This window comes from Streptomyces sp. NPDC002306 (assembly GCF_053593435.1).
The window spans coordinates 598,732-623,963 of the sequence record NZ_JBSFCK010000001.1 but is presented as its reverse complement, the minus strand read 5'-3'; the positions used below and the strand labels follow the sequence as shown (position 1 = coordinate 623,963).

The 25,232-nt window shown below is 74.4% G+C and carries 23 protein-coding genes and 1 pseudogene; 17 read left to right on the top strand and 7 right to left on the bottom strand.

Going from position 1 to position 25,232, the window contains the following annotated elements; translation table 11 throughout:
• Positions 1–52 precede the first annotated feature (52 nt).
• From ACWCQK_RS02690 to ACWCQK_RS02665, 6 genes are all read left to right on the top strand, one after another.
• A complete protein-coding gene (locus ACWCQK_RS02690) occupies positions 53–778 on the top strand; it encodes a class I SAM-dependent methyltransferase (protein WP_451151082.1) in 726 nt (241 codons plus the stop codon).
• Between the two features lie 661 nt (positions 779–1,439).
• Positions 1,440–2,273 carry a M55 family metallopeptidase gene (locus tag ACWCQK_RS02685; protein WP_451151080.1) on the top strand — a complete coding sequence of 278 codons (834 nt, stop codon included), beginning with the start codon at positions 1,440–1,442 and terminating at the stop codon, positions 2,271–2,273.
• Entirely contained in the window at positions 2,266–3,570 is a 1,305-nt protein-coding gene (locus tag ACWCQK_RS02680; RefSeq protein WP_451151078.1) for a M20/M25/M40 family metallo-hydrolase, read from the top strand. The genes ACWCQK_RS02685 and ACWCQK_RS02680 overlap by 8 nt, the downstream gene beginning before the upstream one ends.
• A 16-nt stretch (positions 3,571–3,586) precedes the next feature.
• Complete coding sequence (locus tag ACWCQK_RS02675) at positions 3,587–5,539, top strand: dipeptidyl-peptidase 5 (RefSeq protein WP_451151076.1); 1,953 nt, start codon at positions 3,587–3,589, stop codon at positions 5,537–5,539.
• On the top strand, positions 5,536–6,459 hold the full coding sequence (locus tag ACWCQK_RS02670; RefSeq protein ID WP_451151074.1) for a S66 peptidase family protein: 924 nt from the start codon (positions 5,536–5,538) through the stop codon (positions 6,457–6,459). The genes ACWCQK_RS02675 and ACWCQK_RS02670 overlap by 4 nt, the downstream gene beginning before the upstream one ends.
• A 122-nt stretch (positions 6,460–6,581) precedes the next feature.
• On the top strand, positions 6,582–7,136 hold the full coding sequence (locus tag ACWCQK_RS02665; protein WP_451151072.1) for a GNAT family N-acetyltransferase: 555 nt from the start codon (positions 6,582–6,584) through the stop codon (positions 7,134–7,136).
• Here the strand turns inward: ACWCQK_RS02665 and ACWCQK_RS02660 are convergent.
• Positions 7,108–7,455, bottom strand: a complete 348-nt coding sequence (locus tag ACWCQK_RS02660) for a DUF6204 family protein (protein ID WP_451151070.1) — start codon at positions 7,453–7,455, stop codon at positions 7,108–7,110. The genes ACWCQK_RS02665 and ACWCQK_RS02660 overlap by 29 nt on opposite strands.
• 154 nt (positions 7,456–7,609) lie before the next feature.
• Between ACWCQK_RS02660 and ACWCQK_RS02655 the strand changes: the two genes are divergently transcribed.
• A complete protein-coding gene (locus ACWCQK_RS02655; RefSeq protein ID WP_451151068.1) occupies positions 7,610–9,571 on the top strand; it encodes a DUF5107 domain-containing protein in 1,962 nt (653 codons plus the stop codon).
• 197 nt (positions 9,572–9,768) lie between these two features.
• Here the strand turns inward: ACWCQK_RS02655 and ACWCQK_RS02650 are convergent, their stop codons facing one another.
• Positions 9,769–10,116 (bottom strand): VOC family protein, encoded by a 348-nt coding sequence (locus ACWCQK_RS02650; RefSeq protein ID WP_451151066.1) that lies wholly within the window; start codon positions 10,114–10,116, stop codon positions 9,769–9,771.
• A 191-nt stretch (positions 10,117–10,307) separates the two neighbouring features.
• Here ACWCQK_RS02650 and ACWCQK_RS02645 point away from each other — a divergent pair, with 191 nt between their 5' ends.
• The 3 genes and pseudogenes from ACWCQK_RS02645 to ACWCQK_RS02635 all read left to right on the top strand — a co-directional run bounded on the left by ACWCQK_RS02645 (position 10,308) and on the right by ACWCQK_RS02635 (position 13,427).
• The gene (locus ACWCQK_RS02645; RefSeq protein ID WP_451151064.1) at positions 10,308–10,568 is read left to right on the top strand and encodes a hypothetical protein; all 261 of its coding nucleotides are present in this window, start codon (positions 10,308–10,310) and stop codon (positions 10,566–10,568) included.
• Positions 10,502–12,463: pseudogene (locus tag ACWCQK_RS02640) on the top strand (transketolase); the annotation flags it as partial. The gene ACWCQK_RS02645 and the pseudogene ACWCQK_RS02640, both read left to right, overlap by 67 nt.
• 256 nt (positions 12,464–12,719) lie before the next feature.
• On the top strand, positions 12,720–13,427 hold the full coding sequence (locus ACWCQK_RS02635) for a GvpL/GvpF family gas vesicle protein (RefSeq protein WP_451151062.1): 708 nt from the start codon (positions 12,720–12,722) through the stop codon (positions 13,425–13,427).
• An 82-nt stretch (positions 13,428–13,509) separates the two neighbouring features.
• On the opposite strand, the gene ACWCQK_RS02630 is transcribed toward ACWCQK_RS02635, so the two are convergent.
• The 3 genes from ACWCQK_RS02630 to ACWCQK_RS02620 form a co-directional block, all read right to left on the bottom strand.
• Positions 13,510–13,680, bottom strand: a complete 171-nt coding sequence (locus ACWCQK_RS02630; protein WP_451151060.1) for a hydrophobic protein — start codon at positions 13,678–13,680, stop codon at positions 13,510–13,512.
• A gap of 42 nt (positions 13,681–13,722) precedes the next feature.
• Entirely contained in the window at positions 13,723–14,544 is an 822-nt protein-coding gene (locus ACWCQK_RS02625; RefSeq protein WP_451151058.1) for a class I SAM-dependent methyltransferase, read from the bottom strand.
• 135 nt (positions 14,545–14,679) lie between these two features.
• Complete coding sequence (locus ACWCQK_RS02620) at positions 14,680–16,182, bottom strand: phosphatase PAP2 family protein (RefSeq protein ID WP_451151056.1); 1,503 nt, start codon at positions 16,180–16,182, stop codon at positions 14,680–14,682.
• Between the two features lie 68 nt (positions 16,183–16,250).
• Between ACWCQK_RS02620 and ACWCQK_RS02615 the strand changes: the two genes are divergently transcribed.
• The 6 genes from ACWCQK_RS02615 to ACWCQK_RS02590 all read left to right on the top strand — a co-directional run bounded on the left by ACWCQK_RS02615 (position 16,251) and on the right by ACWCQK_RS02590 (position 23,039).
• Positions 16,251–16,907, top strand: a complete 657-nt coding sequence (locus ACWCQK_RS02615) for a histidine phosphatase family protein (protein WP_451151054.1) — start codon at positions 16,251–16,253, stop codon at positions 16,905–16,907.
• Positions 16,908–16,986: 79 nt separating this feature from the next.
• Positions 16,987–18,606: an ABC-F family ATP-binding cassette domain-containing protein gene (locus ACWCQK_RS02610; RefSeq protein WP_451151052.1), complete on the top strand. Its 1,620-nt coding sequence runs from the start codon at positions 16,987–16,989 to the stop codon at positions 18,604–18,606.
• Between the two features lie 167 nt (positions 18,607–18,773).
• On the top strand, positions 18,774–19,079 hold the full coding sequence (locus ACWCQK_RS02605) for a DUF6158 family protein (protein WP_451151050.1): 306 nt from the start codon (positions 18,774–18,776) through the stop codon (positions 19,077–19,079).
• A 429-nt stretch (positions 19,080–19,508) separates the two neighbouring features.
• Entirely contained in the window at positions 19,509–20,522 is a 1,014-nt protein-coding gene (locus ACWCQK_RS02600; protein WP_451151048.1) for a hypothetical protein, read from the top strand.
• A 169-nt stretch (positions 20,523–20,691) separates the two neighbouring features.
• Positions 20,692–21,939 carry an aminotransferase class I/II-fold pyridoxal phosphate-dependent enzyme gene (locus tag ACWCQK_RS02595; RefSeq protein WP_451151046.1) on the top strand — a complete coding sequence of 416 codons (1,248 nt, stop codon included), beginning with the start codon at positions 20,692–20,694 and terminating at the stop codon, positions 21,937–21,939.
• Positions 21,936–23,039 (top strand): MBL fold metallo-hydrolase, encoded by a 1,104-nt coding sequence (locus tag ACWCQK_RS02590; RefSeq protein WP_451151044.1) that lies wholly within the window; start codon positions 21,936–21,938, stop codon positions 23,037–23,039. The genes ACWCQK_RS02595 and ACWCQK_RS02590 overlap by 4 nt, the downstream gene beginning before the upstream one ends.
• Positions 23,040–23,075: 36 nt before the next feature.
• Here the strand turns inward: ACWCQK_RS02590 and ACWCQK_RS02585 are convergent, their stop codons facing one another.
• Both ACWCQK_RS02585 and ACWCQK_RS02580 read right to left on the bottom strand, forming a co-directional pair.
• Positions 23,076–23,714 (bottom strand): DedA family protein, encoded by a 639-nt coding sequence (locus ACWCQK_RS02585; RefSeq protein ID WP_451151780.1) that lies wholly within the window; start codon positions 23,712–23,714, stop codon positions 23,076–23,078.
• A 200-nt stretch (positions 23,715–23,914) separates the two neighbouring features.
• Positions 23,915–24,688: an MBL fold metallo-hydrolase gene (locus ACWCQK_RS02580; protein ID WP_451151042.1), complete on the bottom strand. Its 774-nt coding sequence runs from the start codon at positions 24,686–24,688 to the stop codon at positions 23,915–23,917.
• Positions 24,689–24,772: 84 nt separating this feature from the next.
• Between ACWCQK_RS02580 and ACWCQK_RS02575 the strand changes: the two genes are divergently transcribed.
• The gene (locus tag ACWCQK_RS02575; protein WP_451151040.1) at positions 24,773–25,204 is read left to right on the top strand and encodes a hypothetical protein; all 432 of its coding nucleotides are present in this window, start codon (positions 24,773–24,775) and stop codon (positions 25,202–25,204) included.
• Positions 25,205–25,232: the final 28 nt, after the last annotated feature.

Below are 25,232 nucleotides of genomic sequence, written 5' to 3'. Positions count from 1 at the left end.
GTACTGGCCCGTCACTTACGGCGGATCGGCGTCGCACCCTGGGGAGTTGGGCATGAGCGTGACGAGTCGGTACCGGGCGGCCTGGGAGGGTTTCTGGCGTGAGGCACCCGACGACCCGGGAGGCGTGTTCTGGGACGCGGAGCCCACGCTCACCGTCGGCCCCCAACTGGCCCTCTTCCAGCCGCACCTGACCGATCCGGGACTGCCGCTGGTGGACCTCGGCTGCGGCAACGGCACCCAGACCCGGTTCCTCGCCGACCGCTTCCCGCGCGTCGTCGGAGCCGACCTGGCCGCCGCGGCCCTGGACCACGCCCGGCGGGCGGACCCGGCGGGGCGGGCGACGTACCGGCTGCTCGACGCCGCGGAGAAGAGCGAGGTCGAGACGCTGCACGCCGAACTGGGCGACGCCAACGTCTATATGCGCGGGGTGCTGCACCAGTGCGAGCCCGACGACCGCCAGCGACTGGTGGACGGGATCGCCGCGCTCCTCGGTGACCGCGGCCGGGTCTTCATGGTCGAACTGTCCGAGGCGGCCCGCCCCGTCCTCGGCGGTCTGGCCCAGGGTCCCACGGGTCCGCCGCCGAAGCTCGCGCCGATCTTCCGGCACGGCATCGCTCCCGGCGAGGTCAAGGACGACGCGGTGCCCGGCTACCTCGCCGCCGCCGGGCTCACCAGCGTCGCGAGCGGCGAACTGCCGCTCATCACCACCGAGTTCGCCCCCGACGGCAGCCGGATCGAGCTCCCGTCGAACTGGTCGGTGGCGGCCCGCGCGAGATGAGCGCGGTCCTCATCGGGTGACGCCCACGCGGATCCGGGCGGCTCGCTCACGTTCCTTCACCGGCTTGGAAGCCGACAGCGGACGAGCCGCCGAACGCGGCCGCCGGTGCCGCACCGGTCGCGCCCGCGTGTCGTCGCCGTGTGTCGTCCCCGCGCGTGCCCCGCGGCGCCCCCGACGTGTTCATGTGTCGAGGGCCGTGACCTGACCTCGATCTCGTCGAGTCGCTCGGGGTCCGCGATGACGTCGATCGTGGTGATGGCGCCCTCGGTGACGGTGAGGACGAGGCGTCCCCGGGGGGCATCGCCGGCCCGATCCGGCCGGCAGCGACTCCTCCTGCGGGTCCGCGCCGTCCCCCGGGCCGAGCGCAGGGACGGCCGGGCGCGCGTAGAGGGGCTCCTCGCGCCGGGCGCGCCGGGTGCGCAGCACGTTCAGACTGACCAGACCCACGACCGTGGCGCCGGGTCTCCGGGACGCCCGGAGTGACCTGGACCCGGGCCTCCGGGCGGCCGAGGCGGGCCCGGAGCCGGCGTTCCGGGCGGCTGAGGCAGGCCCGGATCCGGTGTTCCGGGCGGCCGGGGGAGACCCGGATCGGGGCTTCCGGGAGGCCGAGGGAGGGGCCGATCCTGGCCCGATTTACCGTCTGCGCGTAACGTGGCGCCTCATGAAGATCCTGATCAGCGCCGACATGGAGGGTGCGACCGGCGTCACGTGGCCGGCCGACGTGCTCCCCGGGACACCGCAGTGGGAGCGGTGCCGGGCGATGTTCACCTCCGATGTGAACGCCGCCGTGCTCGGTTTCCTCGACGGCGGTGCCGACGAGGTACTCGTCAACGAGGCCCACTGGACGATGCGCAACCTGCTGCTGGAGCGGCTCGACGACCGGGCGCAGATGCTCACCGGGCGGCACAAGGCGCTGTCCATGGTGGAGGGCGTGCAGCACGGCGACGTGGACGGCATCGCCTTCATCGGCTACCACGCGGCGGCCGGCGCGGAGGGCGTCCTGGCCCACACCTACCTCGCGAACTCCATCACCGGGGTGTGGGTGAACGACGTACGGGCCAGCGAGGGGCTGCTCAACGCGCATGTCGTGGCCGAGTACGGGGTGCCCGTCATCCTCGTCACCGGCGACGACGTGGCCTGCGAGGACGCTCTGGGGTACGCGCCCGAGGCGATGAAGGTCGCGGTCAAGGACCATGTGTCGCGGTACGCGGCCGTGTGCCGTACGCCGGCCAGGACCGCCGCCGACATCCGGGCGGCGGCCAAGGAGGCGACCGCGCTCGCGGTGCGCCACGAGCCGGTCGCCGGGGGCCCGTTCACGATCGCCCTGGAGTTCGACGCCGAACACCTGGCGATGGCGGCCACCGTCGTGCCGGGCGTGGACCGGATCGGCGAGCGGAAGGTCGCGTACACCAGCGACACCATGTACGAGGGAATCCGCAGCTTCAAGGCGGTCACCACGATCGTCTCGGCCGCGGTGGAGGAGCAGTATGGCTGACCAGCAGGCACTGGACGAGGTCGTCCGGTTCACTTCCGACCTGATCCGGATCGACACCACCAACCGCGGTGGCGGCGACTGCCAGGAGCGGCCCGCCGCCGAGTACGCCGCCGAGCGGCTCGCCGGCGCGGGACTCGAGCCCGTGATGCTGGAGCGGACCCCGGGGCGCACGAACGTCGTGGCCCGGATCGAGGGCACCGACCCGTCGGCGGACGCGCTGCTCGTCCACGGTCACCTCGACGTGGTGCCGGCGCAGGCCGAGGACTGGAGCGTGCATCCGTTCTCCGGCGAGGTGCGCGACGGCGTCGTGTGGGGGCGCGGCGCGGTCGACATGAAGAACATGGACGCGATGATCCTCGCCGTGGTGCGGGACTGGGCGCGCAACGGCGTACGGCCCCGGCGCGACATCGTCGTGGCGTTCACCGCGGACGAGGAGGCCAGCGCGGTGGACGGCTCCGGCTTCCTCGCCGACCGGCACGCCGAACTGTTCGAGGGGTGCACCGAGGGCGTCAGCGAGTCGGGCGCGTACACCTTCCACGACGGCGGCGGCCGGCAGATCTATCCCATCGCCGCCGGTGAGCGGGGTACGGGCTGGCTGAAGCTCACCGCGCGCGGCCGGGCCGGGCACGGCTCCAAGGTCAACCGCGAGAACGCGGTGACCCGGCTGTCCGCCGCGATCACCCGCATCGGCGAGCACGAGTGGCCGCTGCGGCTCACCCCGACCGTGAGCGCGGCCCTCACCGAACTCGCCGCCCTGTACGGCGTGGACCCCGACCTGTCCGACGTGGACACGCTGCTGACGAAGCTCGGACCCGCCGCCAAGCTCGTCGAGGCGACCGTCCGCAACAGCTCCAACCCGACGATGCTGGACGCGGGCTACAAGGTCAACGTGATCCCGGGGGAGGCCGTCGCGTACGTCGACGGTCGCTTCCTGCCCGGCGGCGAGGACGAGTTCCGCACCACCCTCGACCGGCTGACCGGGCCGGACGTGGACTGGGAGTTCGACCACCGGGAGGTCGCCCTCCAGGCGCCGGTGGACTCGCCGACGTTCGCCGGGATGCGGGCCGCGGTCGAGGAGTTCGCGCCCGAGGGGCACGTGGTGCCGTACTGCATGTCCGGCGGCACGGACGCCAAGCAGTTCTCGCGGCTCGGCATCACCGGTTACGGCTTCGCGCCGCTGAAACTGCCGGAGGGCTTCGACTACCAGGCCCTCTTCCACGGGGTCGACGAGCGCGTCCCCGTCGAGGCGCTGCACTTCGGCGTCCGTGTCCTCGACCGTTTCCTGCGGACGGCCTAGGCGAGTGGGGGAGAACGTGCAGACCTTGGCCTACGGTTCCTGGCCTTCGCCCATCGACGCGGCCCTGGCCGCCGCCCACGACGGGCACCCCGAGTTCGTCGGCTTCGTCGGCGACGAGGCCTGGTGGACGGAGCCCCGGCCCGCCGAGGGCGGCCGCCGCACCCTGGTGCGCCGGCGCGCCGACGGCACCGAGGAGTCCGTCCTGCCCGCGCCGTGGAACGTGCGCAGCCGGGTCATCGAGTACGGCGGACAGCCCTGGGCCGGCGCGGCGCGCGGCGGCGAGCCGGTCGTGGTGTTCGTGAACTTCGCCGACCAGCGGCTGTACCGGTACGAGCCCGGCGGCGAGCCGATCCCGCTCACGCCCGTCTCCCCGGTGGGCGGCGGGGCGCGCTGGGCGGAACCGCGGATCCACCTGGACCGCGGTGAGGTGTGGTGTGTGCTGGAGGAGTTCACCGGCGACGGGCCCACCGACGTCCGCCGGGTGCCGGCCGCCGTGCCGCTGGACGGCTCGGCCGCCCGCGACCGCGGCGCGGTGCGCGAGCTCGCCGGGGAACGGCACCGGTTCGTGACCGGACCCCGGCTCTCGCCGGACGGACGGCGGGCCGCCTGGCTCGGCTGGGACCATCCGCGGATGCCGTGGGACGGCACGGAGCTGGTCGTCGCGGACGTCGACGACGACGGAACGTTCCGGCAGGCCCGGACCGTGGCCGGCGGCCCGGAGGAGTCCATCGCGCAGGTCGACTGGTCGGCGGACGGCCGTCTCCTGTACGCGAGCGACCGTACGGGCTGGTGGAACCTGTACCAGGACGGCGAACCCCTCTGTCCCCGCGAGGAGGAGTTCGGCGGTCCCCTCTGGAAGCTCGGGCACCGCTGGTTCGCCCCGCTGGAGAGCGGGCTGATCGCCGTCGTGCACGGTCGCGGCACCACCGCTCTCGGGATACTGGATCCCGAGAGCGGCGAGGTCGTCGACGCGGCCGGACCCTGGACCGAGTTCGCGCCCACCCTCGCGGTGCACGGCGAGCGGGTCGTGGCCGTCGGCGCCAGCCCGCGCAGCGCCTACGAGGTCGTCGAGCTGGACACCCGCACCGGCCGGGCCCGGGTGATCGGTTCCGCGCACGAGGACGCCGTGGACCCGGCCCACTACCCCGAGCCGCTGATCCGCACCTTCGACGGCCCCGACGGGCGCGAGGTGCACGCGCACATCTACCCGCCGCAGCGCCCCGGGTACGTCGCACCCGCCGACGAACTGCCCCCGTACGTCGTCTGGGCGCACGGCGGACCCACCGGTCACGCGCCGCTCGTGCTCGACCTGGAGATCGCCTACTTCACCTCGCGCGGCATCGGTGTCGCCGAGGTCAACTACGGCGGCTCGACCGGGTACGGGCGCGCCTACCGCAACCGGTTGCGCGAGCAGTGGGGTGTCGTCGACGTCGAGGACTGCGCGGCCGTCGCGCTCGCCCTCGCCGAGGAGGGCACCGCCGACCGCGACCGGCTCGCCATCCGCGGCGGCAGCGCGGGCGGCTGGACCACGGCCGCCTCCCTCACCAGCACCGACGTCTACGCCTGCGGCACGATCATCTACCCCATCCTCGACCTGGCGGGGTGGGCCACGGGGGAGACCCACGACTTCGAGTCGCAGTACCTGGAGAGCCTGGTCGGGCCGCTCGCCGAGGTGCCCGCCCGGTACGCACAGCGCTCGCCGGTCGAGCACGCCGACCGGGTCACCGCGCCTTTCCTGCTGCTCCAGGGGCTGGACGACGTGATCTGCCCGCCCGCGCAGTGCGACCGGTTCCTGGACCGGATGCGCGGGCGCGGGGTGCCGCACGCCTACATCGCCTTCGAGGGGGAGGGGCACGGGTTCCGGCGCGCCGAGACCATGGTGCGTGCCCTGGAGGCCGAACTCTCCCTGTACTCCCAGGTGTTCGGGCTGAACCCGCCCGATGCCCCGACCCTGGAGCTCTCCACGTGAGACAACTCCTGCGACCGTCCCGGCTCGCCCCCGGCGCCCGGGTGGCCGTCGTCGCGCCCAGCGGCCCGGTGGCGGAGGACCGGCTCCAGGCCGGGCTCGACGTGCTGCGCGGCTTCGACCTCGACCCGGTGGTGGCACCCCACGTCCTGGACCGGCACGGTGAGCTGGATCACCTCGCCGGTACGGACGCGGACCGGGCCGCCGACCTCCAGGCCGCCTGGTGCGACCCGTCGGTCGACGCCGTGCTGTGCGCGCGGGGCGGGTACGGGGCCCAGCGGATGGTCGACCTGCTCGACTGGTCGGCGATGCGGGCGGCGGGGCCGAAGGTGTTCGTCGGCTTCAGCGACATCACCGTGCTGCACCAGGCCTTCGCCACCCGGCTGGGCCTGGTCACCCTGCACGGCCCGGCGGCCGCGGGCGTGGACTTCACCAAGAGCGCGCGGGCCCAGGAACACCTGCGGGCGACCCTGTTCGCGCCCGAGACGGTCCGCACCCTCGGCGCCGGAGGCGGTGCGCTCGCCCCCGGGCGGGCGCGCGGGGTCACGCTCGGCGGCTGCCTGAGCATGATCACCTCCGACCTCGGCACGCCGCACGCCCACCCGGGAGCGGGGGGCGGGCTGCTGCTGATCGAGGACGTCGGCGAGCGGGCGTACCGGATCGACCGGATGCTGACCCAGCTGCTGCGCACGGGCTGGCTCGACGGGGTCGCCGGGATCGGACTGGGGTCCTGGGCCGGGTGCGGCCCGTACGCCGAGGTGCGCGCCGTCCTCGCCGACCGCCTCGGCGGCCTGGGCGTGCCGGTCGTGGAGGAACTCGGCTTCGGGCACGGCGACGACGCGCTGACGGTCCCCTTCGGGATGAGCGCCGAACTCGACGCGGCCGCGGGCACCCTGACCCTCGACGAGCCCGCCCTGCGCTGACCGCCGTACCGGCATCACCAGTGACCCCACGGCCCCGGACGATCCGGGGCCGTGGGGCCGCCGGACGCCTCCCGGGGCCGAGGAAGGCGGGGGGCCGCGGGGGGCCGTCGTAGGGTGGCGGGATGCCGCACATCGCATCCCAGTACCTCGCCGAGGGCCCCCGCGTGGGCATACGCCACTACTCCTACGAGGACGGCGCCGAGTTCACCGCCCGGGTCCGGGAGAGCAAGGACCTGCACCACCCCTGGCTGTTCCCGCCCGACACCGCCGACGCCTACACCGCCTACGCCGGCCGGCTGATCGAGGACCGGACGAAGGCCGGGTTCCTGGTCTGCGAGAAGGGTGAAGGCGGCGCCATCGCCGGGTTCATCAACATCAACAACATCGTCGAGGGCAGCTTCCTCAGCGGCGCCCTCGGCTACGGCGCCTTCGCGCACGCCGCCGGGCGGGGGCTGATGCGCGAAGGGCTGGACCTCGTGGTGGGCCACGCGTTCGGGCCGCTGCGGCTGCACCGGCTGGAGATCAACGTGCAGCCGGCGAACACCGCCTCCGTCGCCCTCGCGCGCGGCTGCGGCTTCCGCCTGGAGGGGTTCTCGCCCGCCATGCTGTTCATCGACGGCGCCTGGCGCGACCACGAACGCTGGGCCGTCACCGCCGAGATGCGGGCTTCCGGTTGACCTTCATCGTGTCGAGGTCCGTGACCGTCGACCTCAGCGCGCCGAAGCCGTAGCCGAGCTCGCGCAGCGTGCTCTGCGCGAGATCCTCGGCGAGCGCGCCCGCCATCTCCTCGCCGTCCGCCGCGTCCGACACCACCACGTAGCGCATCGAGAAGTGCTTCAGCGGCGCCGGCTCGTACGTGAGCGAGCCCTCCGCGCAGAACCGCATGCTGGTCAGACCGTGCACCGGGGCCTCCACGAGCAGCCGGGCCCGGGCCGCGTCGGTGAGTCCCTCCCAGGTGCCCCGGACGATCACCCGGTAGGTGTGCTGCTCGCTCATGCGCCGTTCCACTCCCTCATGCGTCCCCCGCGCGGTCCTTCGAAGGCCCGACTGTACGTCGAGGGCGGCGCGGCGCACGCGGAATATCGACGGGGCGCCTTTGCGCAATCCTGACCCGTAGCTCCCCTGGGCAGGCCGGCGGTTGCCGGGTTCCATGGTGATCGTGACGACGATCCGACGTGACGTAGTGACCCTGCCCGCCGCGCGGTCCGGCCCGGACAACCCGCTGCCCCCGCTGCGCCCCCTCGACGAGCTGCACCGCATCGACGACCGGGACCGGGAGGACCTCCCGCCCGACATGGCCCGGCAGATCGGCCACGCCCCGCTGCGCAGCCTGCTGCCCGAGCGGGTGCGGGACGGGTACGGGCGGACGCGTGAACCCCACGCGACCGACGCCCTCGTGATCGAGAACGACCGCCTGCGCGCCACGGTGCTGCCCGGCCTCGGCGGCCGGATCGCCTCGCTCGTCCACAAGCCGACCGGCCGTGAACTCCTGTACCGCAACCCGGTGTTGCAGCCGGCCAACTTCGCCCTCAACGGCGCCTGGTACTCCGGTGGCATCGAGTGGAACATCGGCGCCACCGGCCACACCACCCTCTCCTGCTCACCCTTGCACGCCGCCCGTGTCCCCGCCCCGGACGGCGGCGAGATGCTCCGCCTGTGGGAGTGGGAACGGCTGCGCGACCTGCCCTTCCAGGTCGACCTGTGGCTGCCGGAGGGCTCCGACTTCCTCTACGTCGGCGTCCGGATCCGCAATCCGCACGAGCACCCCGTGCCCACCTACTGGTGGTCCAACATCGCCGTCCCCGAGGAGCGCCGGGTGCTCGCGCCCGCGCACGAGGCCTGGCACTTCGGCTACGAGCGCCGCCTGCGCCGGGTGCCCGTCCCCGCGTACGACGGGATCGACCGTACCTATCCGCTCCGCAGCACCTTCGCCGCCGACTACTTCTACGAGCTGCGCGAAGACCGGCGGCGCTGGATCGCCGCGCTCGACGGCGACGGGCACGGACTGGTGCAGACGTCCACCGACGTGCTGCGCGGCCGCAAGCTGTTCGTGTGGGGCGCGGGGAGCGGCGGCCGGCGCTGGCAGGAGTGGCTCACCGAGCCGGGCACCGGCGGCTACTGCGAGATCCAGGCGGGACTCGCCCGCACCCAGCTGGAGCACGTACGCCTCGCGGCGCGCGGCGAGGTGTCCTGGCTGGAGGCGTACGGGCCGCTGAGCGCACCGTCCGAGGGGGAGTGGGACGACGTCCTGCGCGAGGCCGGCGCACGGCTCGAAGCGGTCCTGCCGCGTGCCGCCGTCGACGCCGCCCACGAGGCGTGGAGGCCGTACGCCGACACCGAACCGGGCGAGATCCTCGCCACCGGCTCCGGCTGGGGCGCGCTGGAGGTGCTGCGCGCCGACTGGAAGCTGCCCGGCACCCCCTTCGACGAGCGCACCCTCGGCGACGCCCAGGCCCCCTGGCGGGCGCTGCTGCGCACCGGATCCTTCCCCGAGCCGCGGCGGGTACGGCCGCCCGGTCCGACGCTGGTCGCCCCGCACTGGCGGGACATGCTGGAGACCGCGCCCGCGACCCCGCTCACCGAGTACCACCTCGGCGTCGCCCAGTGGCACGCGGGCGACCGGGCACAGGCGGTGCGCAGCTGGGAGCGGGCCCTCGCTCTCGCGCCCTCGCTCTGGCCGCTGCTGCGCTGCCTCGCGGTCGCCGACGTGGAGAGCGGACACGACGAGCGGGCCGCCGACCGGTACCTGGACGCCTTCGACGACCTGTGCCGCGAACGGCGCGACAGCGGGGAGTCCTGGACGGCCGCCATGGCCGCGCTCGGCCGGGAGACGGTCGAGGCGCTGCTCGCGGTACGGCGTCCGGCGCCGGCGCGGGCCGTGTGGGAACGGCTGCACCCGAGCACCCGGGAGCGCGGCCGGTTCCGGCTGCTGGAGGCCGAGATCCTCTGCGCGGAGGGCCGGCGGGAGGAGGCGCGGGCGGTCTTCGACGCGGGCTTCGAGGTGGCCGACCTGCGCGAGGGCGCGCAGGCCCTGGACCGGCTGTGGGCCCGGCTGAGCGACGGCCCGCTCCCGGCGCGGTACGACTTCCGCATGCGGCCGTCCACACCCTGACGCGGCAAGCGGCGGGCCTCACCCCCTGGCGGGCGCGGAAGGAGGGCCCGCTCTCCCTCCGGTCCGACGGGGGCGGAAGGAGGCCGTGACCCCGGGCCGGCCGGAGCAGGCCCGGGGGACGGCGGGGCGGTGCGAGACGCCAGCGCGCGCCGGGGGTGGTGCGAGGCCTCAGGGCGCGTCGGGGGCGGTGCGAGGTTCTAGGCGCGGCGGTCCACGTACTCGTACACCGCGCCGTCCGGGTGCCGGGCGATCAGGTTGCGGCCCACCGGCGTCGCGACCGGGCCCGCGATGACGTCCGCGCCCAGCTCGGTGAGGACCTTGTGCGTCTCGTCGACGTCCGCCACGGCGATGGTGGCGGCGACCTTGCGCAGCACCTCCAGTTCCGCCTCGGGCCCGCTCATCAGCAGGAAGCAGCCGACCGCGGCCACCTGGACGCCCGCGCGCTCGAAGCGCAGGGCCTCGGTTCCGGCGAGCCGTTCGTAGAAGCGGACCGAGGTCTCGAGATCGTCGACGCAGACGCGCAGCGTGGCTCCCAGAATCTCCATGCGGGGGAGCCTAGTTGTGCGGGCGCCCGCGCGGGCCCGGTACCCGGGGTCCGCGCATGTTTGGAGCCCCCGGCCAGGGGGACGCGGAAAGTCTCGTACGCGACGTCTGTACGCGAGGTGCGCGCGAACTCGTGCGTGCCCGTGCGCGGCAGCCGTGTCCCCGCACACCCACAGCCGGAGGCGAGTCAGCCGTGAATCGACCCCACAGCGCGACGGTCGGTGCCGGATTCGCCCTGAACCCGACCCACCACCACCCTCACCCGCGGTCCGCCGGGAGAGGCTCGGGCCCCGAGCCCGCGCGCAACCAGCCGGGCGGCGAACCGGCGAAGAACCAGCCGGGCGGTGAGCCCGCGAAGAACCAGCCCGGCGGTGAGCCCGCGAAGAACCAGCCGGGCCGCCACCCCTCGCCCGGTCCCGTCAGGCGCCCCGACATCCCGGACGAGCACGCCTGAGACGAACCCGGCCCCCGACATCCCGAGCACCGCACGCGAGGAGACAGATGAACACCGGCGAACTCGTCGAGCTGGCCCAGCAATTGCGCGTGGACAGCGTGCGCGCGGCCGACGCCGCGGGATCAGGACACCCGACGTCCTCGATGTCCGCGGCGGACCTGATGGCCGTCCTGCTCGCCCACCACCTCCGCTACGACTTCGACCGCCCCGCCCACCCCGGCAACGACCGCTTCGTGCTGTCCAAGGGACACGCCTCGCCTCTGCTGTACGCCGCCTACAAGGCGGCCGGAGCCGTCGACGACGCCGAGCTGCTCACCTTCCGGCGGCTGGGCAGCCGTCTGGAGGGCCACCCGACCCCGCGCCGGCTGCCGTGGGTCGAGACCGCGACCGGATCGCTCGGACAGGGCCTGCCCGTGGGGGTCGGCATCGCGCTGGCCGGCAAGCGGCTCGACCGTACCGACCAGCGTGTGTGGGTGCTGTGCGGCGACAGCGAGCTGGCCGAGGGGTCCGTGTGGGAGGCCGCCGAGCACGCGAGCCACGAACACCTCGACAACCTCACCGCGATCGTCGACGTCAACCGGCTCGGCCAGCGCGGCCCGACCCGGCACGGGCACGACCTCGACGCGTACGCGCGCCGCTTCCGGGCCTTCGGCTGGCACGCCGTCGAGGTCGACGGCCATGACGTCGACGCGATCGACCGCGCCTTCGGCGAGGCGGAGTCGACGAGCGGACAGCCGACCGTGATCCTCGCCCGCACCCTCAAGGGGCGCGGTGTCGCCTCCGTCGAGGACCGCGAGGGACTGCACGGCAAGCCGCTGCCCGACGCCGCCGCGGCGGTCGCCGAACTCGGCGGCCTCCGAGACCTGCGCGTGCGCGTGCAGCCGCCGCCGGACGCCCGCATGCTGCACTCCGTCAGCACGGCCCCGCTGGACCTCCCGCGCTACGACAAGGGCGACGAGGTCGCCACCCGCGACGCCTACGGCCACGCGCTCGCCGCGCTGGGCGCCGCCCGCGCCGACGTCGTCGCCCTCGACGGCGAGGTCGGCGACTCCACCCGCGGCGAGTACTTCGCCAAGGAGCACCCCGACCGCTACTTCGAGTGCTACATCGCCGAACAGCAGATGGTCGGGACGGCGGTGGGGTTCGCGGCCCGCGGCTGGGTGCCGTACGCCTCCACGTTCGCCGCCTTCCTCACCCGCGCCTTCGACTTCGTGCGGATGGCCGCGGTGAGCGGCTCCGGCATCGTCCTGAACGGCTCGCACGCGGGCGTCGCGATCGGGCAGGACGGGCCCTCCCAGATGGGCCTGGAGGATCTGGCGATGTTCCGCACGGTGCACGGCTCGACCGTGCTGTACCCGTGCGACGCCAACCAGACCGCCCGGCTCGTCGCCGCCGTCGCCGGCCTGGACGGCGTCCGTTATCTGCGCACCTCGCGCGGCGCGAGCCCGGTGATCTACGGCCCGGACGAGGAGTTCCCGGTCGGTGGCAGCAAGGTGCTGCGCTCCGGCGACCGGGACCGGCTGACGATCGTCGCCGCGGGCGGCACCGTCCACGAGGCGCTGTCCGCCGCCGAGGCGCTCGACGGACAGGGCATCCCGGTCCGGGTGATCGACCTCTACTCGGTCAAGCCCGTCGACCGGCTCACGCTGCGCCAGGCGGCCGACGAGACGGGCTGCCTGCTCACGGTCGAGGACCACCACGAGGAGGGCGGGCTCGGGGACGCGGTCCTGGACGCCTTCGTCGACGGCCGTCCCGTGCCGCGTCTGGTGCGGCTCGCGGTCCGTACGATGCCGGGCTCGGCGACACCGGGCGAACAGCTGCACGCCGCGGGTATCGACGCCGAGGCGATCGCGGCGGCCGGGCGACTGCTGGTCGAGGAGGCGATCGTGCGCTGATCGAGGAGGCGATCGTGCGCTGATCGGGGAGGCGGCGATCGCGCGTCGGGCAGACAGGCGGCGATCCCGCGCCGGGCAGGGGGCGACCGCGCGAAAGGAGGGGTGGCCGGTCCGCCGGGTGACGGACGGTGACGGCACGCACATCCGGGGCCTGAGGGTTTGGCCGCCGCGGATGCGGCCACCCGGTGCCTGAACCGACCGGCCCGACCGGCCCGACCCCCGATCCGGGGCCGGGCCACGCGCAGGAGGAGGCACCATGACCGGACCGCGGTACGTCTACGCCGTCTGCCGGCCCTTTCGCGCGGCCCTCCAGGCCCAGATCACCGGGGTGGCGGGGGTGCCCGTCGGGCTGCTCAACCACCGCGGCCTGGTCGCCGTCGTCTCCAGCGTGCCCGCGTCCGACTTCGCCGAGGAGCCGTTGCTCGCGCACCTCGCGGATCCGGACTGGCGGGCCGCCGTCGCGCGCTGCCATCAGTGCGTGATCGACGCGCTCACCGCCGTCACCACACCGCTGCCGCTGCTGCCGGCCACCGTCTGCGCCGACGACAGCGCCCTGCGCGCGATGCTGGAGGCGCGCGAAGCCGAGTTCACCCACACCCTCGACCGGCTGGACGGAAAGGCCGAGTGGGGCGTGAGGGTGTACACGGAGACACAGCCGGCCGAGGAATTCGCGGCCCGGCTGCACGCGATGCTTTCCCGGTACGCGGACGACTCCCGTTTCCGCGCCCGGCAGCTCGCCGGCTCTGAACTCTCCCATGGATCTGGGCGCAACATATTGAACGCGGCCTATCTGGTGCCGCGGTCGGATTGCGAGGAATTCGTGGAAATGGTCGACCGGGCAAAGCGGGACGCTCTCCCCGGAGTGCGGGTCGAACTGGCCGGACCGTGGGCGGCCTACTCCTTCGCGGGTGAGTACGCGGAGGAGGAAGAGAAGCAAGGGGCGTATTGCGGCCCGAGGTCCTGATCAGGGGGCATACTGCGGCCCGAGGTCCTGATCGGAACCTCGGGCCGCGGAGAACACATCACCACCGGTCATCGCCGGCACCTCACCACCGGTACCAGCGGCCCCTGCCCCCGGCCGTGCTCGTTCCGCGGAACAGGAATCCGAGCAGCCAGACCACCAGAACCACCAGTGCGACCCACCACAGCAGTTTGATGGCGAATCCGGCACCGAAGAGAAGGAGTACGAGAAGCAGTACGAGAAGAATGGGAACCATAATGTGAACCTCCTTCTCACCGTGTTTCCACAATGCGGGGATTCAGGCTTCCTTGCGACAGAGAATTTCTCCGTGCAGAACGGTGAACCAGCCGTCCTCCCGCTCTCCCCACTCCCGCCAGGCGTCCGCCACGGCCCGCAGCCCCTGCGGTGTCGCGTGGCCGCCCTCCACGGCCCGGAGCGCGTACGCCGAGGCCACGGTGCGTTCCGCCCACAGGCCGTTCCACCACGCCCGCTCCTCGGGCGTCGAGAAGGTCCAGGTGCCTGAGGTGGCCGTGACGTCCGTGATCCCCGCCGCCAGCGCCCACGACTTCAGCCGGCGTCCGGCGTCCGGCTCGCCCCCGTTGGCGCGGGCCACCCGGCGGTACAGGTCCAGCCAGTCGTCCAGGCCGGCGGACCCGGGATACCAGGTCATCGCCGCGTAGTCCGAGTCGCGGACCGCGATGAACCCGCCCGGCCTGGTCACCCGCAGCATCTCGCGCAGCGCCCGCACCGGATCGCCGACGTGCTGGAGCACCTGGTGGGCGTGGACCACGCAGAAGGTGTCGTCGGGGTAGTCCAGGTCATGGACGTCGGCCACGGCGAAGTCGGTGTTGGCCAGGCCCCGCCCGGCGGCCGTGGCGCGCGCCTGCTCCAGGATCCCCGCCGCGTGGTCGACGCCGGTGACGTGTCCGTCCGGGACCAGTTCGGCCAGGTCGGCCGTGATGGTGCCCGGTCCGCAGCCGATGTCCAGGATCTTCATGTGCGGCTTGAGCGAACCGAGCAGGTACGCGGCGGAGTTGGCGGCGGTGCGCCAGGTGTGCGAACGCAGCACGGACTCGTGGTGCCCGTGCGTGTAGACGGCGGTCTCCCGCGGTTTCGGCATGGCTGTGCCCCTTCTCGTCGGCTCCGCGTACCGGCCCCCGCGGGGGCTTTCGGCCCGGCGGGGGCGACATCGGTCACGGTACGCGCGCCAGCCGCATGATGAGACCGCCGTTTCACGATACGGACCGGCGGGTGATCAGTCCACGGCGCTCCCGGTCAGCGAGCGGTACACGACCAGCGCTTCGGGCAGCTTCTCCAGCGTCACATCGCCCGATACCTCGGTGACCTCACCGTCGTAGGCGAGGAGCGTGCCCGGCGCGACGTCCGCCAGCCGCAGCCGCCCCACCTGGACCGCGGCGTGGGCGGGCGAGCGGGTGAGCGGTCCCGCCGCCGCGGCGGCGAGCAGCCGCAGCGCGGGCCTGCGGCCCCCGTGCACCACCCGCACGTCGAGCAGCCCGTCCGCCAGGTCCCGGCGGCGGCCCGGTGCGAGCCCCATCCGGTGGTAGGTGCCGTTCCCGGCGAACAGCAGCCACAACGGCCGGGTACGACCGCCCACTTCGGCCTGGAGGGGGTGCCGGTCCGCGCGCAGCACGCGCACCGCCGCCAGCACCCCGGCCGGCCAGCCGCCGATCCGGCCCGACCAGCGGTCGCGCTCCCGCACCAGCTCCGGATAGACGCCGAGGCTGCACGTGTTCAGGAAGACACCGTGCGCGTCCCCGCCGCTGAACCGGCCCACGTCCACGCGCACGGCCTCGCCGCCCCGCACGGCCCGGCTCAGGGACCGCTCGTCCTCCACGCCCAGGTCGTAGGCGAAGTGGTTGAGCGTGCCGCCGGGCAGCACCGCCAGCGGCAGGTCGTGCCGCAGGGCGACCTCCGCCGCGGTGTTCACCGTGCCGTCGCCGCCGCAGACCCCGAGGGCCAGGGCCCGGCCCGCCGCCTTCTCCAACTCCTCCCGGACGTCGTCCGGCGCGCACTCGACGACCTCCGCGCGCGGGAGCGCGTCGCGCAGTGCCCGCACCCGGTCGGCGGTGCCCGACGCGGAGTTCGCCACGACCACCAGGCCCTCGCCGTCGGGCAGGGCCGGGGCCTCGGCGCGCGGCCGGGCCGCCGGCACGACCTGGGCGCGGGTCGGCACCATGCTCCGTACGGCGAAGGCCGCCCCCGCGCCCAGCGCCGCTCCCGCCAGCACGTCGCTCGGGAAGTGCACCCCGGTGTAGACGCGGGACATGGCCACCGAGAAGGCCACCGGCGCCACCACCGCCCCCCACGCCGGCGACTCCAGCGCGACCCCGGTCGCGAACGCCGCCGCCGACGCGGCGTGCCCGGACGGGAACGACGTGGTGATCGGCTGCCGCTTCAGTTGTCGTACCAGCGGCACGGGGTCCAGTACCGGACGTGTGCGGCGCACCGAGCGCTTGCCGATCGTGTTGATCGTCAGCGAGGCCAGGCTGAGGGAGGCGAGGCCCCGGGCGGCCGCCCGGCGGGCCCGCGGGGTACGGCTCGCCGCGACGGCGGCCGCCGCCGCGAACCACAGCACCCCGTGGTTGGCGCTCCGGCTCAGCCGCGGCAGCACACGCTCGGCACCGGGCCAGTCGCGTTCGGCGGCGAACTCGAACAACCGGCAGTCGAGGGCGAGCAGCCGGTCGCGCAGGGCGTGGTGCCCCGGCTTCAGGACGGTGAGGTCGACGTCTGGGCTCATGAGGTCATGGGTACCCTGAAGCGGCCGTTTCCTGTCCCGGACGGCACCGCAGCCGAAGGACCCACCGCATGCGCCTGCTCCTCGTCCGCCATGGCCAGACCCCCACCAACGTCGACTTCCTGCTGGACACGGCCGTGCCGGGACCGGGCCTGACCGCGCTCGGCGAGCAACAGGCCGCACGGCTCCCGGCGGCCCTCGCCGACGAGGACATCGAGGCCCTCTACGCCTCCACCCTCGTCCGTACGCAGCTGACCGCCGCGCCGCTGGCCGCCGCCCGCCGCCTCGACGTGACCGTGCGTGACGGCATCAGGGAGATCGCCGCGGGCGATCTCGAGCTGCTGCCCGGCCACTCCCCGTCGGCCGAGCGCTACATGCGCACCGTGTTCGCCTGGGCCGCGGGCGACCTGGATCTGCGGATGCCGGGCGGCGAGAGCGGCACCGAGGCCTTCGCCCGCTACGACGCGGTGGTCGCGGAGGCCGCGGACAGCGGCGCCGGGACCGTCGCCATGATCAGCCACGGCGCGGCCATCCGCATGTGGGCGGCCGCCCGCGCCGACAACGTCGACGTGGCCTTCGCCGCCGCGCACCGCCTGGAGAACACGGGCGTGGTGATCCTGGAGGGCACTCCCGCCGACGGCTGGAAGGCCCTCGCCTGGGCGGGCGCCACGGTCACCCCCACGGGTGAGGGCGGTCCCACCGGCCGGCCGCTGGACGGGACGCGCTGAGCCCGCCGGGCCGCTCGACGGGCGGATGTCCCGATAAGCATTTGGCGGGTGCCGTGGGTGACCCGCAGAATGCCGTTTCATGGGACATCTGGAAGCCGCGCACCTCGAGTACCACCTCCCCGACGGGAGGACGCTGCTCGGCGACGTGTCGTTCCGGGTGGGCGAAGGCGCCGTCGTGGCCCTCGTCGGACCCAACGGCGCGGGCAAGACGACCCTGCTCCGGCTGATCTCCGGCGAGCTGAAGCCGCACGGCGGCACCGTCACCGTCAGTGGCGGCCTGGGCGTGATGCGACAGTTCGTGGGCTCCGTACGGGACGAGACGACCGTACGCGATCTGCTGGTGTCGGTCGCGCCGCCCGGCATCCGCGAGGCCGCGCGGGCCGTCGACCGGGCCGAGCACGCCATGATGACCGTCGACGACGAGGCCTCCCAGCTGGGGTACGCGCAGGCGCTCTCCGACTGGGCGGAGGTGCGCGGCTACGAGTCCGAGACGCTGTGGGACATGTGCACCACGGCCGCGCTCGGCATCCCGTACGAGAAGGCGCAGTGGCGGCTGGTGCGCACGCTGTCCGGCGGTGAGCAGAAGCGGCTGGTGCTGGAGGCGCTGCTGCGCGGCACCGACGAGGTGCTGCTCCTCGACGAGCCGGACAACTACCTCGACGTGCCCGGCAAGCGCTGGCTGGAGGAGCGGCTGAAGGAGACCCGCAAGACCGTGCTGTTCGTCTCGCACGACCGGGAACTCCTCTCCCGCGCCGCCGAGAAGATCGTGTCCGTCGAGCCGGGACCGGCCGGCGCCGACGCCTGGGTGCACGGCGGCGGCTTCGCCACCTACCACGAGGCCCGCCGGGAACGCTTCGCCCGCTTCGAGGAACTGCGCAGGCGCTGGGACGAGAAGCACGCGCAGCTGAAGAAGCTGGTGCTGAGCCTGCGTCAGGCGGCCTCCATCAGCCACGAGCTGGCCTCCCGCTACCAGGCCGCGCAGACCCGGCTGCGCAAGTTCGAGGAGGCCGGCCCGCCGCCCGAGCCGCCGCGCGAGCAGGACATCACCATGCGGCTGAAGGGCGGACGCACCGGCGTACGGGCCGTCACCTGCGCGGGACTCGAACTCACCGGCCTGATGAAACCCTTCGACCTGGAGGTCTTCTACGGCGAACGGGTCGCCGTCCTCGGCTCCAACGGCTCCGGCAAGTCGCACTTCCTGCGGCTCCTCGCCGGCGAGGACGTCACGCACACGGGGGAGTGGAAGCTGGGCGCGCGGGTCGTGGCCGGGCACTTCGCCCAGACGCACGCGCACCCCGAACTCCAGGGCCGTACGCTCCTGGACATCCTGTGGAAGGAACACGCCCAGGACCGCGGTGCCGCCATGTCCCGGCTGCGCCGCTACGAGCTGACCCAGCAGGCCGAACAGAACTTCGAGCGGCTCTCCGGCGGCCAGCAGGCCCGTTTCCAGATCCTGCTGCTGGAACTGGAGGGCGTCACGGCCCTGCTCCTGGACGAGCCCACCGACAACCTCGACCTGGAGTCCGCCGAGGCGCTCCAGGAAGGTCTGGAGGCCTTCGAGGGCACGGTCCTGTCGGTCACCCACGACCGCTGGTTCGCCCGGTCCTTCGACCGCTACCTCGTCTTCGGCAGCGACGGCCGGGTGCGGGAGACGGCCGAGCCGGTCTGGGACGAGCGACGGGTGGAGCGGGCCCGCTAGGAGCCGCTCACCGGCGGCGGAACGCGGGCGCAGGCCCGGGGGCCGGAATGTTCGTACAGTGGAAGCGAAGAGGTGAGTTCCACGGTTCCCTCCCGGATCCGCTCGGGGGACCGCTCACGGGCGGCCGCCCGGGCCGCCGGGACGGACACGACGAGCGGGGTTTCACCATGAGCGGAGTCGACCCGGCGCGACTGGACGACCAGCAGCTGATGAAGGAACTGGAGAACATCCACCGCACGCGCCACGACACCCTGCTGCACGGCTCCAACGACGCGCTGCGCACCCACAACCACCGCATGGCACAGCTGGAGGGCGAATACCTGCGGCGCAACCCCCGCCGCTTCGTGTCACCGAGCCGCACCCGCGACGGCGCCCGGGACCGGGCGGCCGCGGGCGCCGCGGGCGCCGGGGGCACCGGGGGCGCGACCCCGGTGGGCAAGTGGGGCCCCGGAGCCGGTCAGCGCGGCGCCTGACACACCACCGCGGCCCTCGCCGCGCCGCCTCACGGCGGCCCTGCCTCAGGCGGCCTGCCGCGACGCGAGTACGTCCAGGAACGCCGCGCGGAATGCCTGGAGGTCGTCCGGCCCGCGCCTCGTGACCGGCGTGGCGCGGCCCTGCTCGCCCACCTTCACCCGCGCCGCGACCGGCTCCGGGACCAGGTGATGCGGGAGGGCGTGTGACGCGCGGCGGGGTGTGGCGGGAGAGGCACCGGGGGCGTCCGTCGCGTACTTCCCCGCGACCGGGGCCGGGTCGCGGTCGGCGTCGGCTTCTTCACCCGGTCGGCCCCGCGGTGTCCCGCCAATGGGGTCCGGCCGCGCGCGGCCCGGCGCCGGGCGGGCTGTGATGACTGCGGGGCACGACCGGAGTGTCCCGACAGCCGTCAGGCCGAAGGAGCCCGCCTCATGCGTCGCACCGCCCGCCTCCTGTCCGTCGTCGCCCTGGCCGGTGCAGGCCTGGCCCACGGCGCGCCGACCGCCCTCGCGGACCCGGTCGCCCAGGTCAGCCCCGGCAGCCCCGCCCCGGGGAGCAGCGTCACCGTCTCGGTCACCTGCACCGTCCCGGCCGGCTCCCCGCCCGGGACCATCGACGCCACCTCACCCGCCTTCGACCAGGGCACCGTCGAGCTGACCCGGGTCACCACGGCCGACGCCGGCTCGTCCGGAACCACCTATCGCGGCACGGCCCGCATCACCGCCGTCCAGGAGACGAAGGACCCGCAGGACACGGCGAGCGCGGGCACCTTGGGCACCTTGGGCGCCACGGGTTCCGTGAGTGCCGCGGACTCCGCGTCGACCGTCGGCGGTACCTGTCCGGCGGCGGCCGGCGAACAGGGCGAGGCCTGGAACGCGAAGTTCACCGTGGACCGCGCCGCCGACAGCGGGACGTGCGCCGCACAGGACGGCACGTCGGCCTGCGCCAGCAGCGGCGTGTCGGTCACGACCGGCGCCGTGCCGGGCCAGGACAGCGGCGTAACGGTCACGGCCAGCGCCGTACCGAGCCAGGACAGCGGCAGCGCCAAGGACGCCGGCACTGGCACTGGCACCGACACCGGCACCGGCACCGGCGTGTCCGGCGGCGCCACGGCGGGAGCCGACGCCGGTGCCACGGTCGGGGACAGCGGCGGTGACACCGGCAAGCAGAACACCGTCGACGGCGTCAAGGAGAGCGAAGGCAGCGGCACGGACACGGATACGGACACCGACGAGGACGGTGGCCGGTCGTGCGCGGATCCGCGCGCCGACGGGCGCCCCGGCACCTGCGACGGTGCCGGGGCGAAGCACGGCGTGGAGGCCGGTCAGGGTGGCTCCCTCACCGGGTCCCTGCCCGCGCTGGTCGCCGGTGGCCTGTTCGTCGCCGGCGCGTTCGGCGCCGCCGCCCACCGGCTGTGGCGCCGTGAACCCACCCGCGAGAACTGACCCGCTCCACGGTGTGACGGGAGCGACGGGAGCGGACGGTCATGACTGTGCGGCGGGAGGGGTACCCGACCTCCCTGAGGGCACGATCCCCGCGCGAGGCCGGAAGGGACGCGAGAGCACGAGGCACCCCAGCGGTGGCAGAGGGCACCAGAACTGCGCGGAGGTACGCATGTGGCGGACGGACCCGGAAGGCCACGGCCCGGTCCGCTACGGGCCCCCCTTCCCCGACGACGGGCTGCCCCTGCTCCCGGAACTGTCCGAGGTGCTCGCCGCGGCCGCGACCAGGGCCCGTACGGAACCCGTCGGCGGTGGTACCGCGCTGCGGGAGGCGGCGTGCGGCTACTGGTCCCGGCGCGGACTGGCCGCCGAGCCCGGCCGCGTCGCCGTCGCGCCGGGCGCGCCGGCGCTGCTCGTCGCGCTGACCGCCGCGCTGGGGGGCGACGTACTGGTGCCGCGGCCCTGCGCCGCCTGGTGGGCCCCGTACGCGCGGCTGCTGGGCAGACCCGTGTTCCATGTGGCGACCCCGGCCGAGTGCGGCGGCGTACCGGATCCGTACGCCCTGCTGGAGACCGTGCGCCGGGTCCGCGCGGAGGGCGGCGACCCACGGCTGCTGGTGCTGTCCGTCGCCGACGACCCGACCGCCACCGTGGCCCCGCCCGAGGTGCTGCACGAGGCCGTGGAGGCCGCCGCGGGGGAGGGACTGCACCTGGTCAGCGACGAGACCTGGCGCGACACCGTGCACGACCCGCACGCGACGGTGCTGTTCAGCCCCGCCGAGATGGTGCCGGAGCGGGTCACCGTGGTCGGCGACCTGGCCGGCGCGCTGCTGCCGCCCGGCTGGCCTGCCGCCGTCGCCCGCTTCCCCGAGGGCGCCGCCGGCGACGACCTCCACGCGCGCGTGCTCGACGTGCTCACCGCGCTGGGCGCCCGGGTCGCGGCCCCGGTCGCCGCGGCGGCCGGGTACGCCCTCGCCGAGCCCGGGCCGGTCACCGCGCGCGTGGCCGCCGCCGTACGCCTGCACGCGCGGGTGGCCGCCGCCGTGCACGCCGCCGTGGTCGGGGCCGGTGCGCTCGCCCGGCCGCCTAGGGCCGGCCGCCACCTCTACGCCGACCTGAGTCCGCTGCGGGCCGCGCTGGCCCCGCACGGCGTGGGGGACGCGCAGGAACTGGAGGACTTCCTCGCCGGCCGGCTCGGCATGCCCGCCCCCGGCGGGCACCGCTTCGGCGACGACCTCGCCGCACTGCGTGTACGCCTGTCCACCGCGCCGCTGCTGGGCGGCACGCACGAGGAGCGGGCGCGGTGCCTCGATTCACCCTCACCGTGGGAACTGCCGCACGTGCAACGCGCGTTGATCAACCTGAGATCGGTCTTCGACGATCTCCGCGATGACGCTCAGCGATGGGAGCCTCCTCGATGACGCAACAGTCAGAGTCGACCACCACCACGAGCACACACACCGGTGCGGCCCTGCCGGAAACCGGTCCCCCGGGGCACGTGCCCCCTTTCGCCCCCTCGCCACCGCCTCCGCCGCTCGCCGCACCCCGGCCGCTCGGGGAGCGCCGGGACTGGCCGCGGACCTTCCACGACCGGCTGACCGCCCCGCTGCCCGGTCTCAAGGCTCTCGCGCGCTTCGCCCGAGAGGGTTCGGTCCGGCCCGGCAGGGAGGGCCTCGCCGACATCCCCCGACTGCCGTACGAATCCGGCACGGTGCCCCGGGTGGACACCCGCACCATCGCCGTCACCTGGGCGGGGCACGCCAGTTGGGTGGTGCGCGTGGGCGGGCTGACCGTCCTGACCGACCCGGTCTGGTCCCGCCGCATCCTCGGCACCCCGGCCCGCGTCACCCCGGTCGGCGTCTCCTGGGACGCCCTGCCGCGCGTCGACGCGGTCGTCATCAGCCACAACCACTACGACCATCTGGACGCCCCGACGCTGCGCCGCCTCCCGCGCGCCACACCGGTGTTCGTGCCCGCCGGGCTCGGGGGCTGGTTCCGCCGCCGCCGCTTCACCACCGTCACCGAGCTCGACTGGTGGGAGGCGGCCGAGCTGAGCGGTGTCCGTTTCGACTTCGTGCCCGCCCACCACTGGTCCAAGCGCAGCCTCACCGACACCTGCCGCAGCCTGTGGGGCGGCTGGGTGCTGACCGATCCGGACGGGCAGCGCGTCTACTTCGCGGGAGACACGGGCTACGGCCACTGGTTCGCCCGCATCGGACAGCGCTACCCCGGCATCGACCTCGCCCTGCTCCCCATCGGCGCGTACGACCCGCGCTGGTGGCTGAGCGATGTCCACTGCGACCCGGAGGAGGCGGTCAGGGCCGCCCAGGACCTCGGCGCCCGCCGGCTCGCCCCCATGCACTGGGCCACGTTCGTACTCTCGGCCGAGCCGGTCCTCGAACCGCTGTCCCGGGTGCGGGCCGCCTGGGAGAAGGCCGGCCTGGTCCGCGACGACCTGTGGGACCTGCCGATCGGAGGCTCCCGGATCCTTCCCCAGACGAGCCTGGCCGGCTCCGACTAGCTCCCGGCCGGGACCCCCGCGACGGCCGGACACGCCCTAGGCTCCGGCCGTCCCGCGTATCCGTCGCCACACGCTCGGCGCCGCGCTGACCAGCACGGTCAGCGCGACCGCCGCGACCACGCCCTCCCACGGCTCGGGGAACAGCGAGCCGCCGAGTATCCCGATCAGCTGGTACGTCACGGCCCAGGCCAGACAGGCCGGCAGGTTGCCCCGGGCGAAGCGGCACAGCGGCCAGTCGGCCATCAGGCAGGCCAGCATCACCGGGATACGGCCCGCGGGCACCAGCCGGGACAGCACCAGGACGGCGACCCCGTGACCGGCCAGCTTCCCCTGAGCCTGCGTCAGCCGCTCCTCGGGTGCCCGCGCCCGGATCGCCTCCAGCCAGCGCGAACCGTTCTTCGACCGCATCCCGCGCCGGCCCAGCCAGTACAGCGTGGCATCGCCGAGGAACGCCGCCAGTGACGCCGTCACGAACACGGCCGCCAACGCGAGCGGAGCGGTCTGGTGCACGGCGACCACGGCCGCCGAGCTCACCAGCGCGCCCGTCGGCACCACCGGCACCAGCGCCCCGATCAGCACCAGCAGGAACAGCGACGGATAGCCGAGGGCCTGCTGCGTCGACTCGGGCGGCACGGTCCGCACGGCGGCGGCCAGCGCCGTCGCCGCGGACGGCAGGGCCGGACCGGCCGACGGCACGGCGCCCGACGACGCGACGGCCAGGGCGGACAGCGCGCTCCACCCACTCGCGGCCAGGGCGGTCACGGCGGTCAGCGGCACGGCGGCGACCGCCGACACGGCGGTCAGTGACGCGGCGGCCGGAGCGATCGCCGCGGCCGACGCGGTCAGGGTGCTCAGCAGCGCGACGGCCGGAGCTATCACCGAGCGACCTCCAGGCGCACGCTCTCGCCGTGCGCGAGCCGGTGCACCCGCACGCCGGGCGCACGCTCCGCCGCGCAGCGCACGAACTCGTCGCCGGGCGCGTGGAACTCATGGGGGCGCACGGCGTCCATGCCGATCGGCCAGTACGTGCCGTAGTGCACCGGCACCGCGCTGCGCGGCGCCAGCCGGGCCAGTGCCTCGGCCGCCCGGCCCGCGTCCAGATGCCCCTCGCCGAGGTACGGACCCCAGCCGCCCACCGGCAGCAGCGCCACGTCGACCGGCCCGACCTCCTCGGCCATCGAGTCGAACAGGCCCGTGTCCCCGGCGAAGTAGGTGCGCGCCTCGCCCTCGACGACGTAGCCGAGCGCGGGGGAGCGGCGCGGTCCCAGCGGCAGCCGCCGCCCGTCGTGCAGGGCCGGCACCGCGCGCACCACCAGCCCGCCGAGCACCGTCTCGTCCCCGGGCTCCACCTCACGCACCCGCAGATGGCCGAGCCGGCCGAACCCGGGGACGGCGCGCGGCGCGCCACGGGGCACCAGCAGGCGCGTACCCGGCGCGAGCCGTGCCAGCGACGGCAGATGCAGATGGTCGGCGTGCAGATGGGAGACGAGCACGAGGTCCGCGCGCAGGGCGTGGGCCGGTGGCAGCGCGCCACGGCGGCGGCGCAGATGCGCGAGACGGCGGGCGAACAGAGGATCGGTGAGCAGGCGTACGCCCGAATCCTCGACCGTACAGGTCGCGTGGCCCCACCAGGTGATCTCCACCGGCACCTCTTTGCCTCCTTCGCGCGACTCCCCGAAGCCTACGGGCAGGAGTAGGGTCGGCGGCGAAACCCGGAGGTGAGGGGGGACGCCATGGAAGAGGTGCGGGACGCCTCCGGCGGGCCGGCCACGGTGCGCGTGACGGCGATCGCGAGCCTGACACCCTTGGAGGAACTGGACGCCGACCCGTTCCTGGTGGACTCCCGCAGCCAGCACGCGATGTGCGCGCGGTGGGCCGCGGAGCGCGGCTACGTCGTCGCCAGGGAACTGCTGGTGTGCGGACTGCGCCCCGACCACGGTGTGCTGTGGGACGGGGTCCGGCCCGGCGCGGACCTGTTCGTCGCGCCCAGCCTGCGGGTGCTGGAGAGCGCGCTGTCGTCCGTCGAGGCGTTCACCGAGGAGGCCCTGCGGCGCGGGGTGCGGATCGAGACGGTGGGGCGGGCCGAACCGCTGTACGACGCGCAGATGAAGGCACGGGTGCACCGGCGGCTGTCGATGCCCACGGCCGGCTACGACGGGCGGTGACGAGGGACCCGGCCGGAACGGACCGGGG